21 protein-coding genes are annotated in these 24650 nt (G+C 40.5%); 2 read left to right on the forward strand and 19 right to left on the reverse strand.

The window, feature by feature from the left end; all coding sequences use genetic code 11:
- Positions 1–35 precede the first annotated feature (35 nt).
- The 13 genes from H6G96_RS07860 to H6G96_RS07920 form a co-directional block, all read right to left on the reverse strand.
- Positions 36–1250 carry a hypothetical protein gene (locus H6G96_RS07860; protein ID WP_190910924.1) on the reverse strand — a complete coding sequence of 405 codons (1215 nt, stop codon included), beginning with the start codon at positions 1248–1250 and terminating at the stop codon, positions 36–38.
- A gap of 623 nt (positions 1251–1873) precedes the next feature.
- Positions 1874–2719, reverse strand: coding sequence for a NifU family protein (locus H6G96_RS07865; RefSeq protein ID WP_190910925.1), 846 nt, complete (start codon positions 2717–2719; stop codon positions 1874–1876).
- A gap of 49 nt (positions 2720–2768) precedes the next feature.
- Positions 2769–2993, reverse strand: coding sequence for a hypothetical protein (locus tag H6G96_RS07870; RefSeq protein ID WP_190910926.1), 225 nt, complete (start codon positions 2991–2993; stop codon positions 2769–2771).
- Positions 2994–3001: 8 nt separating this feature from the next.
- Positions 3002–3268, reverse strand: coding sequence for a hypothetical protein (locus tag H6G96_RS07875; protein ID WP_190910927.1), 267 nt, complete (start codon positions 3266–3268; stop codon positions 3002–3004).
- A 64-nt stretch (positions 3269–3332) separates the two neighbouring features.
- On the reverse strand, positions 3333–4307 hold the full coding sequence (locus H6G96_RS07880; RefSeq protein WP_190910928.1) for a hypothetical protein: 975 nt from the start codon (positions 4305–4307) through the stop codon (positions 3333–3335).
- Positions 4308–5624: 1317 nt separating this feature from the next.
- Complete coding sequence (locus tag H6G96_RS07885) at positions 5625–5843, reverse strand: hypothetical protein (RefSeq protein ID WP_190910929.1); 219 nt, start codon at positions 5841–5843, stop codon at positions 5625–5627.
- Between the two features lie 54 nt (positions 5844–5897).
- Positions 5898–7085 carry an acyl-CoA dehydrogenase family protein gene (locus H6G96_RS07890; protein WP_190910930.1) on the reverse strand — a complete coding sequence of 396 codons (1188 nt, stop codon included), beginning with the start codon at positions 7083–7085 and terminating at the stop codon, positions 5898–5900.
- 115 nt (positions 7086–7200) lie between these two features.
- Complete coding sequence (locus tag H6G96_RS07895; protein ID WP_190910931.1) at positions 7201–7917, reverse strand: hypothetical protein; 717 nt, start codon at positions 7915–7917, stop codon at positions 7201–7203.
- A gap of 205 nt (positions 7918–8122) precedes the next feature.
- A complete protein-coding gene (locus H6G96_RS07900; protein WP_190910932.1) occupies positions 8123–9070 on the reverse strand; it encodes a D-2-hydroxyacid dehydrogenase in 948 nt (315 codons plus the stop codon).
- Positions 9071–9219: 149 nt separating this feature from the next.
- Positions 9220–10218: an ABC transporter substrate-binding protein gene (locus H6G96_RS07905; RefSeq protein WP_190910933.1), complete on the reverse strand. Its 999-nt coding sequence runs from the start codon at positions 10216–10218 to the stop codon at positions 9220–9222.
- A gap of 74 nt (positions 10219–10292) precedes the next feature.
- Positions 10293–10622, reverse strand: a complete 330-nt coding sequence (locus H6G96_RS07910; protein WP_190730833.1) for a 4Fe-4S binding protein — start codon at positions 10620–10622, stop codon at positions 10293–10295.
- Positions 10623–10662: 40 nt separating this feature from the next.
- A complete protein-coding gene (locus H6G96_RS07915; protein WP_190910934.1) occupies positions 10663–12294 on the reverse strand; it encodes an FAD-binding protein in 1632 nt (543 codons plus the stop codon).
- Between the two features lie 506 nt (positions 12295–12800).
- Positions 12801–13841, reverse strand: coding sequence for an NADP(H)-dependent aldo-keto reductase (locus tag H6G96_RS07920; RefSeq protein ID WP_190910935.1), 1041 nt, complete (start codon positions 13839–13841; stop codon positions 12801–12803).
- A gap of 550 nt (positions 13842–14391) precedes the next feature.
- Between H6G96_RS07920 and H6G96_RS07925 the strand changes: the two genes are divergently transcribed.
- Positions 14392–16065, forward strand: coding sequence for an iron uptake porin (locus tag H6G96_RS07925; protein ID WP_190910936.1), 1674 nt, complete (start codon positions 14392–14394; stop codon positions 16063–16065).
- Between the two features lie 99 nt (positions 16066–16164).
- Positions 16165–17229 carry a sulfonate ABC transporter substrate-binding protein gene (locus H6G96_RS07930; RefSeq protein ID WP_190910937.1) on the forward strand — a complete coding sequence of 355 codons (1065 nt, stop codon included), beginning with the start codon at positions 16165–16167 and terminating at the stop codon, positions 17227–17229.
- 381 nt (positions 17230–17610) lie between these two features.
- On the opposite strand, the gene H6G96_RS07935 is transcribed toward H6G96_RS07930, so the two are convergent.
- The 6 genes from H6G96_RS07935 to H6G96_RS07960 all read right to left on the reverse strand — a co-directional run bounded on the left by H6G96_RS07935 (position 17611) and on the right by H6G96_RS07960 (position 24478).
- Positions 17611–19068, reverse strand: coding sequence for a phosphotransferase (locus H6G96_RS07935; protein ID WP_242063196.1), 1458 nt, complete (start codon positions 19066–19068; stop codon positions 17611–17613).
- A 177-nt stretch (positions 19069–19245) separates the two neighbouring features.
- Positions 19246–19398, reverse strand: a complete 153-nt coding sequence (locus H6G96_RS07940; RefSeq protein WP_242063197.1) for a hypothetical protein — start codon at positions 19396–19398, stop codon at positions 19246–19248.
- 278 nt (positions 19399–19676) lie between these two features.
- Entirely contained in the window at positions 19677–20744 is a 1068-nt protein-coding gene (locus tag H6G96_RS07945; RefSeq protein ID WP_190910938.1) for an aliphatic sulfonate ABC transporter substrate-binding protein, read from the reverse strand.
- Between the two features lie 158 nt (positions 20745–20902).
- Positions 20903–22753: an ABC transporter ATP-binding protein gene (locus H6G96_RS07950; RefSeq protein WP_190910939.1), complete on the reverse strand. Its 1851-nt coding sequence runs from the start codon at positions 22751–22753 to the stop codon at positions 20903–20905.
- A 23-nt stretch (positions 22754–22776) separates the two neighbouring features.
- A complete protein-coding gene (locus tag H6G96_RS07955) occupies positions 22777–23772 on the reverse strand; it encodes an aldo/keto reductase (RefSeq protein WP_190910940.1) in 996 nt (331 codons plus the stop codon).
- A 37-nt stretch (positions 23773–23809) separates the two neighbouring features.
- On the reverse strand, positions 23810–24478 hold the full coding sequence (locus tag H6G96_RS07960) for a dienelactone hydrolase family protein (protein ID WP_190910941.1): 669 nt from the start codon (positions 24476–24478) through the stop codon (positions 23810–23812).
- Between the last annotated feature and the right edge of the window lie 172 nt (positions 24479–24650).

Consider the following 24650-nt stretch of genomic DNA (forward strand, 5'->3'; position numbering starts at 1 on the left):
TTACGAATTACGTTAGCGTAGCGGGGCATAGCCCATTATGAATTATTAAACTGCCACAACAATATTCGGTTATTTCCAGAATCAGCAATTACTGCCGTATTGCCACAAATTTTTATTCCGTAACACCAATTTAAGCTATCTCGTTTTGGCAATCCGAAATTACGATTTTCACCTTTACTTTGAAAATTTATTTGTCCTGCCAACCCATCTGCCATTAAACCTTGCAGTGATAAAATTGATTCTGGCTTTCTCCATCCTAACAAACGAGAATTAGCAGTATCTGCAACTACTAACCAATCTCCAGCTACCGCTACACCATAAGGCATACTCAAACTACTAGCACTAGGATAATAAACTCCTTGATTCATTTCCACAAAATCAAAGCTTTTTTGTCCTAAAACTACTGCACAAGGAGTATTATTTTCTGTAGGCATTCCCTGCCAAATCATTACTCGGTGATTACCTGCATCGCTGACAACCAAATTTTCTCCCCAAAAGGCGATGTCGTGACACCAACGCATACTCGCTGCGGTTGGAGAATCACCGCCGTTTTCATTACGAGATATCATATCCGGTTGTCCCAAAACTAAATCAGCCGATTGACCATTTTCTGTTGGTAATTGATGCCAAATTAATAGCCTTCGATTCCCAGTGTCAGCAATAAATAGCCGTCCTTGATGATAGTAAACACCATAAGGCCAGTGCATTGTACTAGCAGATGCTTGTTGATTTCCTCGATTTGGTTCATTATCGGTAAAATTAGCTTGCCCTAATACCAAATCTGCTGGAACATTGTTATCTTCTGGTAAGCTTTTCCAAATCAAAACCCGATGATTCCAAGCATCGGCTACAGCTAACCCTTCGCCGCAAGCACAAATGCCTGTTGGTACACTTAAAGTTGCCCTTCCCGGTGTATTTTTAGCATTTTGTCCTTCATGATAAAAATCAGGTTGTCCGATTACCCAATCAGCCGATTGACTATCTCTTGTGGGTAAATTTTGCCATCCTAATAATCGATGATGTCCGGTATCTGATACCCATAAAGGGCCAGTTTCTGATAACAAACAAGCACCACGAGGCCCAAACATTGTTGTGGCATTGGGTGCTACAGGTATGACTAATTGTTCTGGTTCAATAATGTTACCTAAAATTACCTCTGCACCTTGAGGTGATAGAGGCAAGTTTTGAGAAATTTCTGTTGTTTCTGGCGGTAATTGTGATATGGGATTACTTATGATTGGGATATCCATGAAGCGCAGATAGACGCTGATAATTATTTAAAAACATTAATCTTGATCGGCGTGTAACAACAGTAACAGTTTTGTATTATGTTTTTTTCAAATTAAGTTAAAACCTGTAATTAACTTCCATATTAATCAATTATAAAAAAACTAATTAACTTTGGTAACTTTTGCTACATAGCGATTTTTTTGCATGAGTGCGCGATGTACTGAAATGAGAAAGCAAACTGGGGTTTGAGAAAGTAAAAGCTGATTTTGCTTGCGGAAAACACCAAAATGCGAAAGTAAAAGCTGATTTTGCTTGCGGAAAACACCAAAATGAGTAAGCAAAAGCTGCTTTTTAGTAAGTAAAAGCTGATTTTGCTTGCGGAAAACACCAAAATGAGTAAGCAAACTGGGGTTTGAATAAGTCAAATGACCTTTTGAGAAAGTAATATGCCTTTTTACTTTCTCAAAACACTAAAATCAATACCTGAATTACACAAATGAGAATTAATTTAAAGATATTGAGAAAGCATTCAGGCATTTCGCTTGCACAAAATACTAAAATCAATGCGCGAACTACTGAAATGAAAAAGCAAAGTAGCTGTGATTGACTAATCGTCAAGTATATTTGCTGTGTTACCTTTGCATCATTTTTGCAGTTTCACAAAAACCTTATCGCCTTTAATCTTGACTGGATACGACTGAAGCGAAATATCAGGCGCAGTTAAGCATTCACCTGTCTCTAATTTGTACTGGAATCCGTGAGAAGGGCAGGTAATAATACCATTTTCAACTTTACCCTTTTCTAAGGGAGATCCTAGATGAGCGCAACCATTACGATAGCATTTTACTGTAGCACCTTGGCGATGTAAAATTAGTGAAGTACCAGCAAGTTGTACTACTACTACACTAAATTCAGGAACTTCATCAAGGGTCGCTACTTTCATCCAAGTACAAGTTATTTTTGCAGAGAATGGACTGATTAAACTAGAATTAGCGTTGTTAACAGTAGAACTGTTATTGACTGCCACTACTTTGGTAATTTCGGGACAATGGTTTTTTATTGCTTGTTCTACTCCCTGAGATAAAGTTAAAGTGGAAGTTGGACAACTGCTGCAAGTTCCGATTAATTTAACTTCTACTGTATCTGGTGGTTTAATTGCCACTAATTCTACATCACCGTTATGGCTTTTTAAAGCTGGGCGAACTTCTTCAAGTGCTGTCTGAATGCGCTGTGAAAGCGGAGGTTTTGGTGGTTTGACTAATTCGTGATACAGTAGCACTGCATACACTACTTCATCTGCAACGGCATGGCGCAAAGCTGGCATTGATTCTTCTTTCAAGCTTTTAATCAAACTAGTCAATGCAGCTTTATGCAAAGCTTCAATTGCTCTTTTTAGACCCACTGCTACACACCGTTGGCTTTCATCCCACTCGGATATAATTGCCTCAAAACGATTAATTTCCTGAACTAATTCTTCAAGGTTTGTCATTGGTCATTTGTCATTTGTCATTTGTCATTGGTTATTCATCAATGACCAATCACTTCATCTTGAAATCTTTGAGGAGAAATGGCATAATCATGCCCGTCACTAAGCTAGATAATATTATTGGTAAGTAGAAGGGAATTGGAGCTTGTGCAAGTAACACAAGCAGTGAGAAACCTACAGCAATACCAATAGTAGTTTGCTTAACAAAATACACTGGGTCGCGTAATAGCTTTCCTTTAAAAAATAACTTAGCAGAAAACCACCCTATCTCTAACATATTTTCTCCTAGTAATTTGTTAATAAATTTAAGGCAGCAAGCCCTAAGATGATGGCGGGAATTACACCCGCAGGGGCAAATAATGCACCTAGCATTGCTGAAAACTGATAACCTATATCTCTCCCAGCTAATAACATTCCACCAATTGCACCGCCAACCATAGATAAGGCAGTGGCGATGATTAACCATACAAATTCTGTTGCTATGTTCAAGTCACCATCTGCTAAACTTGTGAGAAAACTTATTAGATTTGGCGTTGTTAAAATATCTCTCATGCTGTTTTGTCCTGATTATTAGGAATTAGGGGAGTAGGGAGATGAGGGAGAAAGAATAACTAACCTATCCCCTATTCCCTATTTCTGCTTCTACATCTTGTAGCGCTTGGATTACTACTTCTGCTTGTGCAATTTGTTGAAATTCCGTAAATATTTCTAAAGCGTCTTGATAGTAAGCACGCGCTTGCAAAAGATTTTTAGGATTACCAGCTTCAGGTTTTTCTTGGTCGTCTGGTAAGTTGAATAGGGCGTTGGCTTTGTTTGAAATTGTGTTAGCGTACTCTAAAGGTGTATCTTTAGGATTACGCACTTTTAACGCCTCATCATAAGCTGCGATCGCACGTAAGTTATTCTCCACAGGATGGGAACTTACTAAGTATTGCAAAGCGTTACCTAAGTTGTTTTGCAACATCGCATATTCTCTAGGATGGTCAATCAAATTAATATGCTTTAGCGCCACCTCAAATGATTGCACTGCTAACCCTTGACGCAAGTATTCCCGTTCTGATGCTAAGGGCATAGAAAGGTAAGCGATCGCAATATTGTTATACAAAATCGCGTATTCTTGGGGGTAATCTTCCCAAGTAAACACCCGCAACGCCTCATGATAAGCCTGGATGCTATCGGTTATTCGCGCCAAATTGAATGGCACTAGCGACTGTAACACCAGCCCAAAATTCATCTGCGTTTCTGCTACTTCCTCTGGCGTTGCTAGTTGTTGTAGAATCGGTAATGCCTCTTCATAACCGACTTTCGCTTGCATCAGCAGTTGGTAATCAGCATCCGGTATTGCCTGTAACGTCCCTGCCATACCCACTTGGGCCCTAGCTTTTAACAGGGGATACTCCTCACCACACATCTCATAGGCCCGGTAATATAACCCAACTGCATTTCGCAAGTCTTGGGCAGCTTTGGGCTTTTTTTGAAAACCCTGTGCTATCTCGATCAGCATCTGGATTTTTTCATCTGCTGAGGCTGACTCTGAAGCAACAGCTGCTAACGCAGCCTTCACTGCTGAATCTGTAATGCTGGGGGTCATAACTCTGCCGTACTCTAGCCAATTGGGAATTGAGTCAACGCCCACGAATGATTAAGACACGCTTTAGGTGTCTAATCACGGGCCATACTGATTTACGCAGGCTTCGAGTCCTTTAGGCAAAATTCCCCTTGTTTGTCTGAGACTAGGGCTAAGAATAGAGAACAGGAGACAGTTCATAAACTCTATCCCCTATAACTATTTCTTTCCTTATACCCCATGCCTAAGAATTGAGTGAATCAATTTGTTTACTATAAAACACTCTATTTCTAAAATTCTAGGGGGAAATTGCCAATATTAATGTCAGCTTTAAACACCTTAATTTTTTTTAATATGTTTTGTATCATAACCTAACATAACGAAGTTATTCTATATTTATCTGAGAACAGATTATATATTTAATACCTAACTTTATTATCAAAGTATAACTATTCACTCTGATCTTAAAAAAAAGTTTATTTACCGATTATTTTTTTTGGTTAGTAGTCATATTTTCTAATTTGCAAGGGTTTCAGCTTGAAAATATTAGACCTCTTGCAGAAATTAAAAATAATAACCCCACCCCACCAAAGCTACGTTTTATCTCTCACCATTGAAAACAGTGAATGCTTGGGGGTTGTGTCTTATAAACTTTCGCAAGAGTACATTAGCCTATTCATATTTAAAAATTGGGTATCTAACTTTCCAGAGATAATTAATTATTGCTATCTAAAACTAGCATATTTAGTTTATTATTCAATTTTTTTCTAAAAAGTCTGTTATTGATACAACCTTTTAGCCAATCTTAATTAGATTTTAATTCTTTCTAATGATTAATTTTTATTTAACAATAGATAACTTCATAAAAAGTGTATTAATATTAATAAATAAATATTGATAAATACGTGAGGCTACACAAGCATTATTTCCTAAATCACGTATGGTAAACAATACAAAAATACCTAGCCGATGACTAACGTACTATGGCTACAAGGTGGTGCTTGTTCTGGCAACACCATGTCATTTCTGTAGCTGCTATAGAATAAAAGTCAAACCTAAGGAACGGCGTGAAATTAAGCCAGGAATAAGGAAAAGGCTCAAGAATTAAACCTTAAATTAGAACAACCCCATTTACAGCAATTTTTTCAAAATAAGCAAATCACAGTTTCATAAGAGAAATCGTCTGTATTGTAGTAGATGTGCTACCTATTAATTAGGTAGATATTCCTAAAAGGAGATGGGGTAACACGAAAGACTGTTAACTGTTAACGGGGTATCTCTCATCCCATCTTTAAAAAGAATGAATTTTCCTGACACCTTTTTACAAATCATTTAGGACTGCTATACAGAATTGGTATCAGGCTCAAAATAATTCGTAGTTTGTGAATTATTCTGTTTTGGGTTCAAAGTAGATATACTGTGTTCTTCTAACTCCCAAATATCTTTTTTTTCTTGTTCTTGATCGACTAATAGCTGAAGATAATATGGTAATTTACATGGTTGTCTAATTAACCAAGGCTCTCCATCTAATAATTCTCTTTCAATTTTCCCATCAAACATCTGTTTTGCCTCTAGATAAAATACATAAATTAGATAATTTCTAATTTCACATTTTTAAGTTTGATTTTTTAATGCTGACTTGCCTAGAGAGAGACAAACTACATCATCTTGTGGTGTATGAATGCGACTACACAGCACATCTCGATAATGTCTTTCTAAAGGATTTTTTTTAGATAATCCCGGATTACCAATTAGTTTGAGTCCTATTTCTACAGCACGAATAGCGTTATTTGTAGCTAGATATTTTACTGTTTGTGCTTGTAAAGCAACTTTAGTGTCATATTCACCTTGATCAATGTCGTCCGCTAGGCTGTAGATTAATCGTTGATTAGCGTACAGCAAGGCTTCGATTTCACCAATAGCTGTTTGAAAGTTGGGCAAAGTTGCTAAACTAGTACCTAAGTTAGTAGGCGATCGCTCATTCAAATACTCAACTAACCAATCTCGTGCGGCTGTGGCTACTCCTTGATATAACGCACTTAACCATAAACTACCACTTGCGAGTTTTAGGGGGTCTGGTGTTAACACAGCTTTAACAGGATGAATATCCAAAGCGTATTCTTGGGGAATCAAGACATTTTCTAAAATCAGGTCGTGGCTACCTGTAGCCCTCATTCCTAAATGATCCCAAGTTTCCTCAATCTTCACACCAGGAAGGTCGCGCGGCACAAGAAAACTGCCTACTCTTGGTTCTTTCTCATCTGTGCGTGCCCAAACAACAAAATAACTTAAGATAGGACTGCCTGTAGTATATTGTTTATGGCCGGTTACCAGCCAACCATTTTCTGTTTGCTGGGCAATAGTTGCAGGTAATCCCCCTCTGGCGGGTGTACCTAATTCTGGTTCTACACGAGCCGCATTGAGTAAAGCAATACCTGTGACTGACTCCCGACACAAGCGCTCATAAACTGCGGGATGCCAACGACGAGTCCGGGCGGCATTACTATGTTGTAAGTAGTGCATGGTCAACACTAAAGCCGTGGAAGCATCACCACTAGCTATCTTTTCAATTACTCTACAGATAGTCTTATAACTTACGTCTTGACCACCGAATTCTTGGGGAATGGTGAGACTTAACAGCTGTGCTTGGTGGAGAGCTTGAAAATTCTCGAACGGAAAAGAACCGTTGCGATCGTGGATGGCTGCACGTATGGCAAAATCAGCCGCTAGCGACGCGACAAGCTCAAATAAATCAGGAGAACATGCTGCTGTGGTAAGTTCTAAAACAGGTGATTGTGACATTTGACTCTCAACTTCTAACTTCTGGAGACACCGCTAATTGCATTTGGCGATATCTTCATTAAAACTCCTATCCCATAGTTGCTTAACATCAACTTGTTGATTTTGGAGAATTGATTTAAGGTACATTAGAGTATCCAGAGCGAAAAGATTTGATACTTTGTTGTTCTGGATGATACTGATTTCTCCAAATACTACCAGTATCATTTCCCATAACATGAATTGAGATAGATGGTGAAAATACTGTGGTAGCTTTCACAGAATGAATATCTCCATCAGGAGGCAACAAATGGTAAATTTCACCACGATTTACTTGATGCAAGCCAACAATTTCTAAATCGGCAAATCCTTCTGTTTCACCCTTATCTAGGCGACGGTAGACAGTTTCTTCTTGTTTACCTTGATACAAACCTACAAGTCCCCAAGATAAATGGTCATGAACAGGAGTTATAGAATTAGGGGGAATTACTAAACTAAAAATAGTTAACGTAGACGCGTTGGCGTTCGCGTTCGCAAAGCGTCTCCCACAGGAGAAGCCTCTCCAAGAGTTGGGGCTTGTCGTTAGACATGGCTCTTGGGAACGATACAGCAACCATTGACCGATACCGCCACCTAAACCACCGTCAGGATTTGGTCGAGCAAAATTTTGTGGTAGCCAATTTTGTTTGTTGAGTAGGGCGGTAAAATAAGGTTTTAGAGCATTGAGGGTTTCTGCGCGATCGCCACTGGTACTAGCAATAATTTCTTTAGCAGTAGCGACAAACTCAGATAGTTCAGGACTATCAACAAACCATTGGTCTGTTTCTAAGGGTTCGGGAATAGTTGTGTGAGACATAATATTTTAGGTGGTTTAAGCCACTGTTACTATTTGTTGTTCTCGTCGCTGTACTACTTTTTTTACCAAGGGAATTATATCTCGGCCATAGGCGATCGCAGAATCACCACGAATAGAAAACTCATAAACAGAGTTGTCAATAAAAAGCTACTGATTTTTTTGATCTGAACTGAGATAAAGGAATCATCGCAATAGTCCAAATGAATTAATAACCTGCTGTTTGATCTACGAGGTTACGTAGAGGTCGACCTTGGCGATAACGTGTTAAATTATCCAGGAACAAAGCCAGCGATCGCTCTTTAGTTCTAGGAGAATGAGCAGAACAGTGGGGTGTAATAAAAACGTTGGGTAATAACCACAATGGGCTTTCTGCTGATAGTGGTTCTGTAAATACAGTATCTAAAGCAGCCCCGGCAATCTTACCTGCTTGTAATGCTTTTGTAAGTGCAGATTCATCCACAATTGCCCCACGAGCAATGTTAATTAAATAAGCATGAGAAGGCATTAATTGGAATACTTCGTCATCAATCATGCCCTTAGTTTCCCATGTCAATGGTGTAGCAACTACAACATAATCAGCTTCGCTTAGTAATGGTTTCCACCCATTAGCACCCACTACTTTTTCAAAATTAGGTAATGGTTGTGGGTGACGGCGACTGCCCAAAATACGCATCCCGAAAGCTTTAGCGCGGACAGCAATTTCTTGTCCGATTTCACCAGCACCGATAATTAATAAAGTTTTATCTAACAATTCTTCAATTTGAAAACCTCTTTGCCAACGGTGTTGAGTATGCAGTTTTTGTAACCTTGGTAGTTGTTTGGCATAGGACAACATATAGCCAATCACAAATTCGGCAATAGGGATAGCATGAACTCCCGCCCCATTAGTCAAAATAAGATTACGTTCAATATATTTTGGTGTAATAATGTGATTGACACCCGCATTTGGTGCATGATGCCAACGCAATTGCCGTGCAGATGTAAGAATTCGTTGCAAAGTTGTTGGCTTGAGGAGAAACCAGCTATAGTAAACTTCGGCATCTGTAGCATCACCATCTAAGTTGCCTTCGCTATCCACACGTACAACTACCACATCATCTGGTAATTTTGGTTCTAGTTCAGCCGCCACCTCTATTGGGATAATGAGTTTCATCGTTGATAACTCCCTTAATTATTTTTGTACTTACGGACATCCAAAAATTAAACTACTTAATTGCTGCGTCCAATACGACTGTCCGATTTTTTCTCCCCCTGCTTCCTCTGCTCACCAAAGCGATTGATTATTTTTTATTTGGAAGCCCCTTACGGCACAATCCAATCAGTTAATAGAAAATCCGATTTAGCTAATTTCTGCGACACTAAAAACTGCTTTGTGCCTTCTAAAAGTTGCTGTCCTTGCGTTGGTACAGCTTCTTTAGGAAATTGTTTGATAGGATAAGAAACTTTAACCACATTAAGGGGATATCCAGAAGCTTGAGCATGAAATTTATAGTAAGCTTCTGAATTAGCCTGGATATCTTGCACCGCAGCCTGTTTAATTTGATTCCATTTTTGCGGTAAATTTGGATGTTTAGTGAGAAAAGCTTCTGTAGCCACAGCCACACTCGTTCCCCGTAAATCTGGATGGTTGATTGCTTCATCAATTACCATGTAGCCTTTAGCTTGCAAAAGTGGCCCTGCACCGGCGGCGGCAGCAATAGCAGCAACATCACCTCGTTCTAAGGCTGCTTCTGCTTCGCTAGTCAGTAAATGAACCACAGTTACTTGTTCGGCAATACCATGTTTGTGTAGTAATCCGATTAAGTAGCGATGCATATATGATCCTCTGGCTGTCGCTACTTTTTGTCCTTTGAGTTCTGCTATTGAACGAGGGCCATTTTCTTTGGCCAATAACCAAGCATTCATCCCCACTTGTTCCTGACTAATTAAGCGGGTAGGAATTCCTTGAGATTTAGCAACTAATGCAGGTGTATCGCCATAAATACCAACATCTATTGCTCCAGCTACTAAAGCTTCGTTGAGGTTGGGGCCATTGGGAAAACTCAATGTCTTCACCTCTGTAATACCCAATTTTTCTAATCCTGGTAAGAATTTATGATGATACATTGCCCAACCAGTCGGGCCTGTAGGAACTTGACTTTTGCTGGTACTAATAAAACCCAGACGCAGAGTGCTAGTAGTTTGTTTGACTTCCCCACTGGAATTTTCTACTGCTTGAGAACTACAAGCAGTATTAAGGAGTAAGAGAAATAATGTAGCGAGGGTGGATAACTTAGGAATATAACGAGTAGAAATAATCATGGTAAACAAACTATAAAACTAGAAAATTAAAATATAGAGACACGATATTACGCATCTCTATCAAAGTTGCTAGATTATTTCATCTGTTTGAGAATTTGGGCAGTCGAATCTTGTTTAGCTGTAGTAGTGCGATCGCCTCCCCAGCCAATATTTTCGCGGTAACTTCCCAAAAATCCCGCTTTTTTAAGTGACTCTTCGTCTATCTCTGCCAGGGGTTCAACTTCGGGGGCGACATATAACGCATCAACTGGACAGTACAATTCGCACATAAAACAAGTTTGACAGTCGCTTTGTCTGGCAATGGTAGGCGGCGCATCAGGTACTTTATCAAACACATTAGTCGGGCAAACCTTGACGCAGATATTACATTCAATGCACCGCGACTCGCTGACTAATTCAATCATGGTAATTTTAGATTTTGGATTTTAGATTGAAGACAAGAGATCAAGAAGATGCTATTGCCAGTTCTTTCTCACTCTTCAGCCCTTCTGGTATCACCCAAACTTGATCTAAACCGCCACTAATTAAATGATGTTGCTGTTTTTGATCTAATTCTGGGTAATCCAAATGCCTATGCATTCCCCGCGTTTCTTTACGTTCCAAGGCACTGCTATACATCCATCGGGCTGTAGCTACCATTGCAGCAGCTTCCCTAGTGCGGAGAATATTGTGATTATCTGGTGCTTGACTGGTGCGTATTTCTTGCCAGAGAGAATTTAATCTCTGCAATGAAGCTGTCAACCCTTCTTGAGTGCGGAAATAATTGCGATCGTAGGGGAATACTTCTGCTTGGGTAGCTTGGATAACTTCTGCACTATTAATTTGGCGTTGACTACCAGATGTAAATCCTACCCCACCCACAGCTTCAACTTGGCGTTGGTTCGCTTGCTTTCCTAAATCAAGAGAGTAGGTTGCTGCATAATGTCCCGCCCAGTATCCTGAAGACAATGCCCAAGCAGCATTGTGACTACCACCACCTGTAAATCCGCCACAAATCAATTCTCTTGTGGCTGCATCTCCAGCTGCATAAAGTCCAGGTACAGAAGTAGCACAAGTATAATCATTAATCTGAATGCCACCCGTACCACGCACAGTCCCTTCTAAACGTAAAGTTACAGGAAAGCGCTGTGTAAATGGATCAATACCGGCACGATCAAAAGGTAAGAAGAAGTTGGGTTGTGCTAAACGCATATTCACCCGCATCTCTTCTGTGGCTTTGTCGATGATGGCGTAAACTGGCTGTGTTAATAAAGTTTGAGCAATTACAGAACGCCCCCTTTGTGAACCTGCATTCGGGATTGGCGTACCATCTTCGTATGTGAAAGTTGCCCAATTGTAAAATAAAGTTTTGGTGACGGATGAAAAAGCAGGTGCGATGCCGTAGGCGTTGGAAAACTCCATCCCCGACAATTCGGCACCCGCTTCGACTGCCATTAAGTATCCATCCCCGGTCAATACATTGCAACCCAGTGCTTTGCTTAAAAAAGCACAGCCCCCAGTGGCAATGATTACAGTATGCGATCGCACAACCCATTTTGTACCAGTCTGACGGTTAACTCCCGTCGCTCCTGCTACTGCACCTTCTGCATCTACCAATAACTGCAAAGCCGGACTGTGGTCTAAAATTTTCACCCCTGCCCGTTTAATTTGCTTCCGCATCAGGCGCATATATTCTGGGCCTTGGAGACTGCGTCGATAGGGTCTACCCTCGTCATCTACAGGAAAAGGATAACCCCACTCAGCAAGTAGGTTAACGTTCGCAAAAGTCTGATCCAGCACTCGTTGCATCCAATCCCGGCTGGATAAAAAACCTCCTAATGCTTCCCGACTGGCCATTGCTGTTTCCCGACTATCAGGATCGGGTGGTACATACCACACACCATTACCTGATGCTGCTGCACAACCACTCGTACCACAATAGCCCTTATCGACTAAAACCACTCGCGCACCAGCAGAAGCTGCACTCCAAGCAGCCCAAGTACCTGCTGGGCCACCACCAATCACCAGCACATCACCAAGCAAGGTCTGGTCAAAATCGTTGTCAGATGAATTCCTAGAATACAGGTTATTACTCATCAAATCCCTCGCTGAAATATCAATGCTTGCATGAACATAAAAACCTTTGTGACAAGACAGTTACAATACTTACTGCTAAACGCAAACTTGAACGTTAGATGCAATAGACCAACAACCAAACCAAATAGCTTGTTGAGCTAAAGTCATCAGTATATTGGCTTCTCAAATACTAATTCTACTAATTGTCGATCGATTTAGTGTATTTTCGATAAAGAAAGCTTTGCATACTTTTTCTAAAAAATCAAGAAGATATATAAAATTATTAGAAAACTAAGGCAATTTTCGTTAATAAATCTACCGCCACCGTTGGTTTCGACACTTCTCTACCAGAGGCTGCGCCCGAAGCGTAGCTATGCCGCAGGCTTTACGACAGGCTACTTCGACTGCGCTCAGTTAACTAAAAAATCGAGAGTTGAGCGTACCCCTCCGGGGAAGCAAGCTACGCGTAGCGTCTTGCAGAGAAGTCGAAACTCGTCAACCTGAATATATTCTTTGTGAGAAATCACCTAAGGTGCAGGATTAGGATAACGCGTGTGAACTGCATCTAATTCTGCTAAAATCTCTGGGTCAATAATTACATTCACACTATCAATGTTTTCTTGTAATTGTTCCAGTGTTGTAGCACCGATAATGGTACTGCTGACAAACCAACGACTCTCTACAAAAGCCAAAGCTAATTGAGCAGGTTTTAAATTATATTTCCTAGCAATTTCTACATAAGCTGCTACAGCGTCATTCACATTTGGTTTGAGATAGCGTTGTCCAAAACTCGAAAATAAAGTGATTCTTGTATCTTCTTTTGGCCTACCTTGTACATACTTCCCAGATAATAAACCAAATCCTAAAGGGCTATAAGCTAACAAACCAACATTAGTATGACGGGAAACTTCTGCTAAAGCCGAATCAAATATTCGATTGAGTAAATTGTAAGCATTTTGAATCGAAACAACTTTGGGTAATCCTAATTGTTGCGCCACACGTACAAATTCACTAACTCCCCAAGGAGTCTCGTTACTCAAACCTACATAGCGAATTTTTCCAGCTTTGATAACATCTGCAAATACTTCTAATTGTTCAGAGATGGGAACAGTTTCTCTTTCAAATTCAGGATTATACGCTGTTTGTCCAAAAGTGGGAACATAACGATCAGGCCAATGAATCTGATACAAGTCTATATAATCTGTTTTTAATCGCTGAAGACTATCATCAACTGCCTGCTTAATATTATCACGGTCAATTTTGATATTTCCCCCCCGTAGCCATTTAAAAGGACGACCGGGCCCAGCAATTTTGGTGGCAACTATCAAGTTTTCACGCTGTTGCTTTTGTAGCCATTCCCCAATATAAGCTTCTGTTGTACCTTGAGTTTCACCACGTGGTGGTACTGGGTACATTTCGGCAGCATCAATGAAATTCACTCCTTGAGAAACAGCATAGTCTAGTTGCTGATGCGCTTCTTCAATAGTATTTTGATGTCCATAAGTCATAGTTCCCAGACAAATTTCGGAAACTTTTAGGTCACTTTCACCAAGTTGCTTGTATTTCATATCTTTGAATAATTGATCTGATTAGCTATGCTACAAATCTTAAAATACTCTAAATCTACCGACTGAGCGTAGTTAGCATCTGAAGTATACACATTACCAGATATCGTTGAGCAGGGCAACTATATTTCTTAATTTTAAATATTAAATAAATGGAGTGAGAAACACCCATTTACTAAAGTTTTTATGAAATGCTACTATCTTGTAAAATCTAAAGCGCGATAAGTCGACCGATTTGCCGTATATTAATCTCAATACCAGTTATGGATAATTTGACTACAGATGAAACGCTTTGTGGGGGCAAAGCAAAGTTCTTTTGTATCAACTTCAGGCTGCGATTTGGAAAAATCTCACGTTAAAGACTTTTTTGGGGTAGATTACCTCATCTGTGCTTTAGCCTACACGTTGTGCGCTTTTCATCATACCCAATAATTAAAAATCCCTGAATATCTTTGCTACGTTAGCCTGTGGCACAAGATAGCTTTCTGACGTGACCGGACTAATAGGGAATTACAAAAGATTTTGTACCAGACCGAATTGTGTGTTTATCAAGATGAAAAAAACTCTTTGGAATTTATTACTGACTTTGCCAATCTTTGCGGTGCTGTTAATCTTAACCGCAAGTATCAAAACTCTTGCCAATGAAGAAAGAACATTATTACCATTGAGTAAAGTTGATATATCTGAGTCAGCAGAAATAATCAACATTAACCCTAAACTTGTCCAAGCTACCCCACAACCAGTTAACCAATCTTCTGTAACATCAGTATCTGAACTTTCTGATGTACAGCCGACAGACTGGGCCTTTCAAGCATTGCAATCTTTGGTGGAACGATACGGTTGTATTGTTGGCTACCCTGACAGCACATATCGCGGAAATCGTGCTTTGACTCGCTACGAATTTGCGGCTGGGTTAAATGCTTGCTTAGGACAAATTAGAGAATTGATTGCATCGTCTACAGCTGAACTATCTAGTAAAGAAGATTTGGCGACTCTTGAACGATTAACAAAGCAATTTCGGGCTGAATTGGTTAGTTTAAGGGGAAAAATTGATAATTTAGAAGTTAGAACAGCAAAGGTAGAAGCAGAACAATTTTCCACAACTACGAAATTAGTTGGTAATGCGGTTTTTGTGGTGGCCGATACCTTTGGTAACAGGGCAAATAATACTCCCGCAGATGATAGCAGCGATAACACTAACACTTTTTTCTCTTACCGTTCCCAACTGTCCTTACAAACTAGCTTTACAGGTAGAGATCAATTAGTCACGTCTTTACAAGCCATGAATATTCCTAACTTGGCTGCAACTACGGGTACTCACATGACTCGTTTTACCTTGGATGCTGGGAAGTTTGAAGATGATGAAGTGTATATATCAGCTTTATACTATACCTTTCCTGTAGGTGACAAAGCTACAGTTTGGATAGGGACGAGAACACTCAATTTTCCAGTTTATGTCCCTACCTTAAACCCCATCAATGGTAGTGCTTTACAAGGTGGTTTTTCTCGGTTTGGAGCATTCAACCCGACTGTATATCGCCCTGGCTTTGATGGTGCTGGTGCAGCTGTAGCCTATAAATTTAGTAATCAATTGCAACTACACGCGGCTTATATTGCTGATGATACTCAGGCAAACACTGCTGATAGTGGACTTTTTGACAGTTCCTTTGCTGCGATCGCACAGCTTACTTTTACACCCAGTAACCAGTTTAATTTGGGTCTGACTTACACCCGCAAATATTTTACAGCTAACTCTGGTTTGAATCTTACCGGTGGCACAGGTAGCGCTTTTGCCAGAAATCCATTTTTACAAAACGCCACCACATCTGATAATTATGGCTTGCAATTTAACTGGAGAGTAAATCCTCGATTTCATGTTGGTGGTTGGTTTGGTTATACCTTGGCTAATCAAGAAGGCGATGGTAATAGTAATGCCACTATTATCAATAGCGCTTTGAATTTATCTTTCCCAGACTTATTTAAAGAAGGGAATGTTGGTGGTATTACTCTAGGTATACCACCAAAGGTAACAAGTAACAATTTCCAGGTAGCTGGACAAAATCGTGAAGACCCGGATACATCTTTACACATCGAAACTTTTTATCGTTTCCGTGTAAATGACAACATTAGTATCACACCAATTTTTTATTTGATTACCAAACCAGAACATAATGACGCTAATGACGCGATTTGGGTAGGTGTTCTCCGCACCAGTTTGGCATTTTAGCCGTAGGGGAGGTGAATTTTTTTGTAGCCAAAATACGGTAATTTGATCGACTTAATGTAGAATTCGGTTAGTTCAGGATAAATTTTGGTGCTTCATCTCATGATCCAGCGTTTAATAGTCCATTTTTTAAAATGGAAGTCTCGTATATCTGTCGCATCTATCCCATTAGTTGGGGCTTTTATAATTGCCTTATGTCTCAGTTTTTTATTTGCTGCCTGTACAGCCAATAATGACAGCAATACTACTCCTGTATCTGTTAATAACCCAACTGCAAATAAAGCATCAGTAATTAGAATAGGCTATCAAAAATCGGCAATTCTCCTCAAAAGTAAAGGGCTTTTAGAAAAACGCTTACAACCCGAAGGTGTATCTGTAGAATGGATTGAATTTCCTGCGGGGCCACAGCTTTTAGAAGCTATGAATGTTGGCAGTATAGACTTCGGAAACGTAGGAGAATCACCGCCAATTTTTGCCCAAGCAGCAGGTGCAGCAATTACCTATGTTGCTGGAATTTCCCCTAGCCCGGCTGGTTCAGCAATACTTGTACTTAAAGATTCTGCCATCAAAAGAGTCAATGATTTAAAAGGTAAAAAAGTTGCTTTTCAAAAAGGCTCTAGCGCTCATTATATGCTAGTGCAAATTTTAGAAAAATATGGGTTGCAGTATAGTGATATTAAACCTACATATTTAACACCAGCCGATGCTCGTGCTGCTTTTGTCAGAGGTAGTATTGATGCTTGGGCAATTTGGGACCCCTTCTATGCAGCAGCCGAACAATCTGTCAATGCTCGCAAATTAATTGATGGCACAGGAATTAATAAACAAGGAGGATATTACCTTGCCAGCCAGAATTTTGCTGCCCAGCAAACAGAAATTATTAAGGCAGTATTAGAAGAAATTCAAAAATTAGAAATATGGTCTACTCAGAATCGAGAAGAAGTAGCAGCTACTCTTTCTCCTATTTTGGGGATTGATTTAGAAACCATGCGAAAAAGTACGAATAGAAGAACTTTTGGCATTACACCAATCACTCAAGAGCTAATTACTCTACAACAGGAAGTTGCTAATAAGTTCTACAAACTGAATTTAATTCCCAAACAAATCGATGTCAGAGAAGCAATGCTTACACCTGAGCAATATGCAGCTTTTTCACCAAAAAGTTAAGAATTTGTAACACCCTACAGGAAGTCGGACACACCAGTACATTTTGTTTTTTTCAAGTTGCGATCGCTAAAGCTATGAACAATCCTACCAAATTACTTTATCGTCGTTAGGTGTACACGAGTTACCTCATGTCTGTATTTGGGTTGCGCGTTGGTTACACAGACTCATCTGTGAATGTAGAAATTCAACCACGCTTACCCCAAGCAGCCGTATTGCATTGGGAAACTTATAAATTAGAAGTACAAGAGCAGGCGATCGCACTAATAGCTATCTCCCCATTTCACCTACTATACGCTCAAGAAGCTCGTGAGTATTGTTTATGGGGAGTTACTATTGTGTTATCAAGCGCTGCATTTCTTAAAGCAATACAAACTATACTCATTAGTTTTCAACCAGTTCAATTGTGCATTTTAAAAGCTCTCGTAGAAAATGGGGCAAAGCATTACTCAACTCTTGTTTTGCCCTTGGTTCTAAACAAGCTACAATATGCTGATATGAAACTGCATGATGTAAAGCACATAAAGGTTTGGTTAATGTCCAAGCTTCTAGTAAACGTGACATTGGTTCATAAGCTGTCCATTGGGCTAGATATTCCTCTTGTAAATCCTTCAAGGCTGATGAGGAAGGTTTATCTTGACGTGGAAAAAATAACTCAAACATATCAAAAAAAGGATGAGAAATACAGCTATCAGTCCAATCAAAAAGGAGGTAGCTATCTTTATAAAAAGCAACATTACCTAAATGTAAATCACCGTGAACTAATGTCTGCGGTATTTGATAGCTAGCTAGTTGAGAGCAGAGGTTTTCCAGATAGGGAACAAAGGTTTGTAGCTGTTTGATTTCGTCTGCTTGCAATTGAGATAGAGCAATTTCATCATTAAACAAAACATCGATTTGAGTTACTAGCCAATTCAAACGTCGGTCTAAACATCCTACACTTAGTAAATTATCTATATGCTGAACTGATTTGATTTGTATTTGAGCGAGTAAACGATAAATATCTTTTTGCAATTTTATGGGTGTATTTCTACCAATAGGTTCTCCAAAATCAGCTAACAACATCCAGTGACGCTGAGTATCGACGCTAATTACATTAGGAATATGTGCGGGAAATAAATTCGCTAATTCAGCTGTCACTACTGGTTCGTTACAAAAAAGAGGTAATTTAGAAGATTCCTTCAAATAAATATTTCCTACGCTTGTATTAACCCTTAATACACAAGAAATCCCGCAACTTCTTATACATTCTACGGGGGAAAGTCGATGATAGTTTAATTTTAATAATTGTTCGTCAATCCATTGAACTGCCGATTGAAGCCAACCTTCTCTAGCCCAAGGTGGACGCAGTTCCGGAATATCACCATTCTCAATTTCTGTTAAATATGTTTCGATAACTGATTTATGTTCGGGAAATTTTAAGGATTGATTTCTCAAAATTTCCAAATCAATCCAATCACCTTCTTTAAATTTCGCAACAGAAGCATCCCGCTCTAGTACATATATATAGCAAATTTGACGCTTCGATTTATCGTAATCCTGGCTGGCATAATATAAAATGTTGACCGAAAATCCAAGTTCTGGCTCTATTTCTGACTTAATAGTTATAAAATTAGCATAATCTATACTTTTATTTACACGAACATGAGGTAGAAAATAACTACCCCGTTCGGACAACATTAAAATCTTAGCTTCAGTGGGATGAGGTAGAATTACATAGAGATAAGATTCCCATTTAGGCTGAAAAAATTTAGCGATCGCCTGATTAATAAATAACAAGATGGCTTGCAAAGGTGAAGTTTTTATGCCTAATCGTATCATCTTGCTGAAAAAGTTTGTCATCTGAGATTTCCTCAATGAAAAATTAACAGACCTAACAAGAACAGCCCTTCCCTACTAACCTTGATGATTTACGTCAAAATGAAAGAACTTATGAATCTTTTGATGAATTTATTGCGGGGGCTTCAATCAATGGCTAAAAAACAAAATGGCTCTGATTTACCCAGTGCCTCTGCCAATTTACGAGAGTGAGTTGATGTTTTCTGGCTTACTTGATGTTTTCGTAAAGCGGTATTCATGGCGTTCTGGATTGGTTTCTTCCATAGCCCGATACTCGTCTAACCTCAGGCGAGTTGTTATTATATTTGGGGGACTGGTTTGAGCAAAGACCACAATCAACCTCTTAAATAATTAGCTCTAAAACTATTATCTGCAACAAAAAGAGGAATTGCCAATGAACGGTGGAATGTCGCAGCCTCCAAGTGGGGCTACGATGTGCTTCCATTGGCTGGTGCTGATATGTTTTATTGCCGCATCAAAATATACTTTTTTACCACATTTTCATATTAGTGGGATATTCTTGCTTTCTATAAGCCGCACACTCGTGACTTATAGTCATGCGAGGTTCAAAAAAGCTAATTTATGTTTTAACCAAGCTTTTTCTATTCATGCTATTTTTGGCTAATTGCTTCCGGAGTAATAGCTGCATATTGTTCAGATGTCAATACGGCTGCTTGAATATTCACAGGTTTAGGCAGCACTCCGTTTTGATAAAAATAATCGGCAACTCTTTGTTGATCCCTGATTAACTCAGGAGAAATAGCTCTTAATCCGTAGCTACGACGACTAAGTACCAAGTCCATCACTTGTGGATCTAATTTTTGATGAGGCATAATTAAGCCTGCTGTCTCTTTGGGATGTATTTCTGCCCAGCGTTGAATTTTATCAATCTCCTCAATCACTATTCGCAGCAATTCTGGATTTTCAATTGCAAATTGTTTTCTGCCGATATAGTATCCGCCTGGAGTATCAAGTCCTTGGCTTGTTTTAATAATCCGCGCTTTACCTAATATTTCCGCCCTGGCTAAATGAGGATCACCACTTACCCAAACAGGAATTCTTCCCTCCAAAAAAGCACTACTAGCTTCTACGTTAGGTATACTCAAAATTTCAATATCATTAGCTTTCAAGCCTGCATCTTCTAAAGCTCTGAGAATAAAATAGTGTGAGGCAGAAGCTCTTTGGAAGACTACTTTTTGCCCTTTGATATCCCGAACAGTCTTAATTGGAGAATCTGGGGGTACTGCGATCGCACTTCCTCTACCTGTTTTTTCAGTGCGTCGAGAACCAACAACATAAACGATTTGAGCGCCAGCTGCTTGGGCGAATATTGGGGGAGTTTCGCCTACGGAACCCAAATCAATTTTGTCAACATTCATGGCTTCCATTAGCTGCGGCCCTTGGGCAAATTGTGCCCACTCTACCTTGATACCTAAAGGCTCTAAGCGTTTTTCTAAGACTCCTGTCACTCTCACTAAATCACCAGCTTGTTGATACCCCATACGGAGTACTTTCGCCTTGATACCATTAGAAGCTGATGCATTAATTGCGCTAGTAGATATTTCTGCTTGCTGAGTATTTGTATTGCAACTACCCAGAGCAAATGAAGTTGATAATCCTAGTAAACCTGCTGTACTCAGCTTGATGAAGCGGCGGCGAGTGTTGAATAGTCTAGTCATGCTTGCTAAAAATTAAAAATTACTTAGAAAACTTTTCAAGTAGCCTGGGAAGGCAACTTTATTAGGTGCATAAGTTTGTATTAAGAGCTAAAGTACTTGGCTTGCAGCCAAACTCTGCAAAGTTTGTTTGGCGAGCGACTAGAGCATCTTATTCACAACTATCTAGTTGGTAACTCGGAGACATTCTGATTATTAGCTTTTACAGGTAAAAATCCACCCGCCTGCATTTTCCATAACCTGTAGTAAGCACCACCCTTTGCCAGCAGTTGGTTGTGGGTACCATCTTCAATAATGCGGCCTTGGTCGAACACCAAAATCCGGTCTAGATGGGCGATCGTAGATAGTCGATGAGCTACCACAATGACTGTTTTCTCATTCATCACCAAGTCTAGGGTGTCTTGAATCGCTTTTTCGGTGATCGAATCGAGGCTGGAAGTAGCTTCATCTAAGATCAAGATTGGCGCATCTTTGAGAATTACGCGGGCGATCGCAATGCGCTGTCTCTGTCCTCCCGATAGTTTGACACCACGTTCACCCACCAGCGAATGATAACCTTCTTTGATCTGGGCAATGAAATCGTGAGCATGAGCTTTTCGTGCCGCCTTGATCACTTCCTCATCGGTGGCATCCAGTCGTCCGTAGCGAATATTTTCCATCAATGTCCGATGGAATAAAGAAGGGTCTTGGGGAATCAAGCTAATTTGAGCGTGGAGAGCCTCTTGAGTCATATCACGAATATCCACCCCATCAATGATAATCTGTCCTGATTGGGGATCAAATACACGCAAAATCAGATTGACGAAAGTAGATTTTCCTGAGCCGGAAAAGCCTACTAGCCCTACACGCTGACCTGGTTGAATGGTAACAGAAAGGTTCTGAAAAACTTGCTTTCCTTCTAAGTAACTGAAATTGACTTGGCGAAATTCAATCTTACCTTGAGTGATTGAATGAGCGATCGCTTTATCTCGATCAATCAGTTCATGGGGTTGAATAATAGTTAAAACACCATTGGCAATATTCCCGATATGTTCAAATATTTCGAGAAACCGCCGACTTAAGTTACGGGCTTCACTGATAATTAACAGTGATAAACTAGTTGCTACCACAAAATCAGCAGCTGTGATCGCTCCTTGATTCCACAGTGAGAGCGAGTAATACAGAGTACCAACTTTCAGAATGGCTGCTGAGATAAACTGAAACCAACGAATTCGCTCCGAGTACCAGTTTGACTTTCTCACCTCTTTGAGTTCGAGCCTTAATTGCTCATTCAAGTAGCGTCGTTCAAAACCTAGACGAGCAAATAGTCGGCTACTGGTGAGATTTGTGATTGCATCTACAATAATGCCAGTTGTCTCACTTCTGGCGGCTGCGGCTATTCGGGAGTAAATTCGGCAGCGAGTTGCCAGCCAAAACGAAATACTAATGAAGCAAACTGCCCATAACCCCACGAATGCAGCCAGTGGAGGATAGACGCGATACAGTAATATCGTGGAGACTATATACACAATGATGACGGACATAAATTCCGAAATCAGCATTTGCATTGTCTGAGTCACACCTAGAGAGGTTTCGCCGATGCGATGTGCTAATGCCCCCGCAAAACTACTGCTGAAGTAACGATGTGAATGGTGCTGCAAGTAAGCATACAAGGAGCGGACTATGTGCTGTCGGTGGATCGGATGGAGAATAGTCATCAACAGTCCAGCCGATCGCCCAAATACTACTTCTCCTAAACTCAAAGCAGTGAACAGGATTACGGGTTGCCTGATAGCATCAAGAATGGGCTGGCTGTTGTCAGGCGATCGCGTCACACTCCTGATAATTTCGCCAATGGCATAAGGCAACATAATACCGCAGGTTGCGTGTATTGCCTCCAGGATTATTATTGCCAGATACCACCAACGGAACTGATTAACGAAATAACAAATGAACTTAAATGGAGTTTCTGGCAAAGCTGGTGCGTCGGCAGCACGTTGAAAAATTTTAACCTTACGAACCTTTTTGGGCATGAATACTGAATTAATCTCCATACCTAACGTAGAGAATCTCCCCTGCGGTATTCGGCGGTGATTTCGTCTAGTTTTTGCTTCAAATTGTCGTCAAGTTTAAGCTCTACAGTTTTGAGAGTATCAAAAAGTTGTTCTGGACGACTAGCACCAATAATAGGAGCAGTAATCACAGGATTAGCCAGTACCCAAGCCACCGCTAGGGTAGTAAGTGACACTCCAGCCAGATCCGCCACTGTGCGTAATTCCTCGACAGTATTAAACTGGCGATCGTGCCAGTAACGTTCTTGATAACGTTCTGCGGCAGTACCCAAGGTAAAACGACTGCCTGATGTGGGGCCTTGAGCAATACTGTGTTTACCTGTGAGTAAACCACCTGCTAATGGATTGTAAGAAATTACGCCTAGTCCTTCTTCTTGCGCTAAAGGCAATAGTTCTCGTTCAATTTCACGGAATAGGAGATTATAACGCGGTTGAATCGAAACGAAGCGAGTTAAATTACGCACATCGGCTCGACCCAAGGCGCGGCTGAGTCGGTAGGCTAAGAAGTTAGAAACCCCGATATATCTCACTTTACCAGCACGCACTACGATATCTAATGCTTCTAAAGTTTCATCCAGAGGGGTTGAGGCATCGTCGGAGTGTAATTGATATAAGTCAACATAATCGGTTCCCAATCTTCTTAAGGAAGCATCAATAGCATCAAGAATGTGTTTGCGTGAAGCACCCTGATCCCAAGGTGCAGGGCCGACTCGTCCCACGCATTTGGTAGCTAAAATGAAATGCTCGCGTTTGCCTTTAAGCCAGCGTCCGACAATTTCCTCTGTCCGTCCAGCTGTAGTCAGTCCACCGCCAAGGGGATAAACGTCGGCTGTATCTAGAAAGTTAATTCCCGCATCGGCTGCGGTATCGAGAATCTGTCTGGAAATTTCTTCGTCGATTTGCAAACCGAAGGTCATTGTGCCAAGACAGAGACGGGAAACGCTCAATCCAGTTTGACCGAGCTTAGTTGTTGGTGTCATGTTAAGGGGTGATGGCGATTGAGACTGGGGATTGTGCTTATGCAACTACAGAAACTTGACGACGCTTTTGTGAACCTAACCATTGTTGCAATTTCGGGTCACTGTATACTTCATCAGCAATAAAATGATCGCCATCAGGCAGCAATGTAAAATCTACTGTTCCCCCCGCTTTGCGTAAGGTATTGACAATCTGTTCCACATCTTCAACAGAAAGCTTTTCGTCCTTTCCACCTTGGAATATTTGGATGGGAATATTTTTCAGTGCAGCTAATTGGGTTTCTTCTAATGTTTTGGGTACACGACCTGAAACTGCCACCAGACCAGCAAAACGACCAGGATGGGAAGCAGCAATATGCCAAGCCCCAGCTGTACCTAAGCTGAACCCAGACAAAATCACGCGGGACGGATCAATCGCTTGGGAGGCAATGAGATCATCAAGCAAAGCAATTACATCTGCTTCTCGATCTACCCAAGTCTGTCCTTCAGGAAGTTGGGGAGCAGCAAAGACATAAGGTAAGGGGCTAGACGAATCCACGAAACGAGGTAAACCCCATTTCAGCAGCACATTTATATCTGTGCCCCGATCGCGCGCTCCGTGCAGAAATAACACAAGGGGCGCGGGTTGATTAGCATAGGCAGAGACAGGTGAAAAAAGATAAGGCAAGGAACCATTGCTGGTGTTAAAAGAATGCTGTTCGACGGGCATAATTTTGATTCCTAGATTTTAGAGCGCAATAAACTTTTCTGTTCCTTACTTTCTTTGCGTTCTCCATGTCTCTGTGGTTCGTAGGATAAATAAACCGCAGAGGCGCAGAGAACACGGAGATACCAATTCTTCGTTGCTTGGTGGGGCGATCGCTACGAACCACCAAGCAACC

Origin of the sequence: Nostoc sp. FACHB-892 (assembly GCF_014698795.1) — a bacterium.
Taxonomy (GTDB): Bacteria; Cyanobacteriota; Cyanobacteriia; order Cyanobacteriales; family Nostocaceae; genus Nostoc.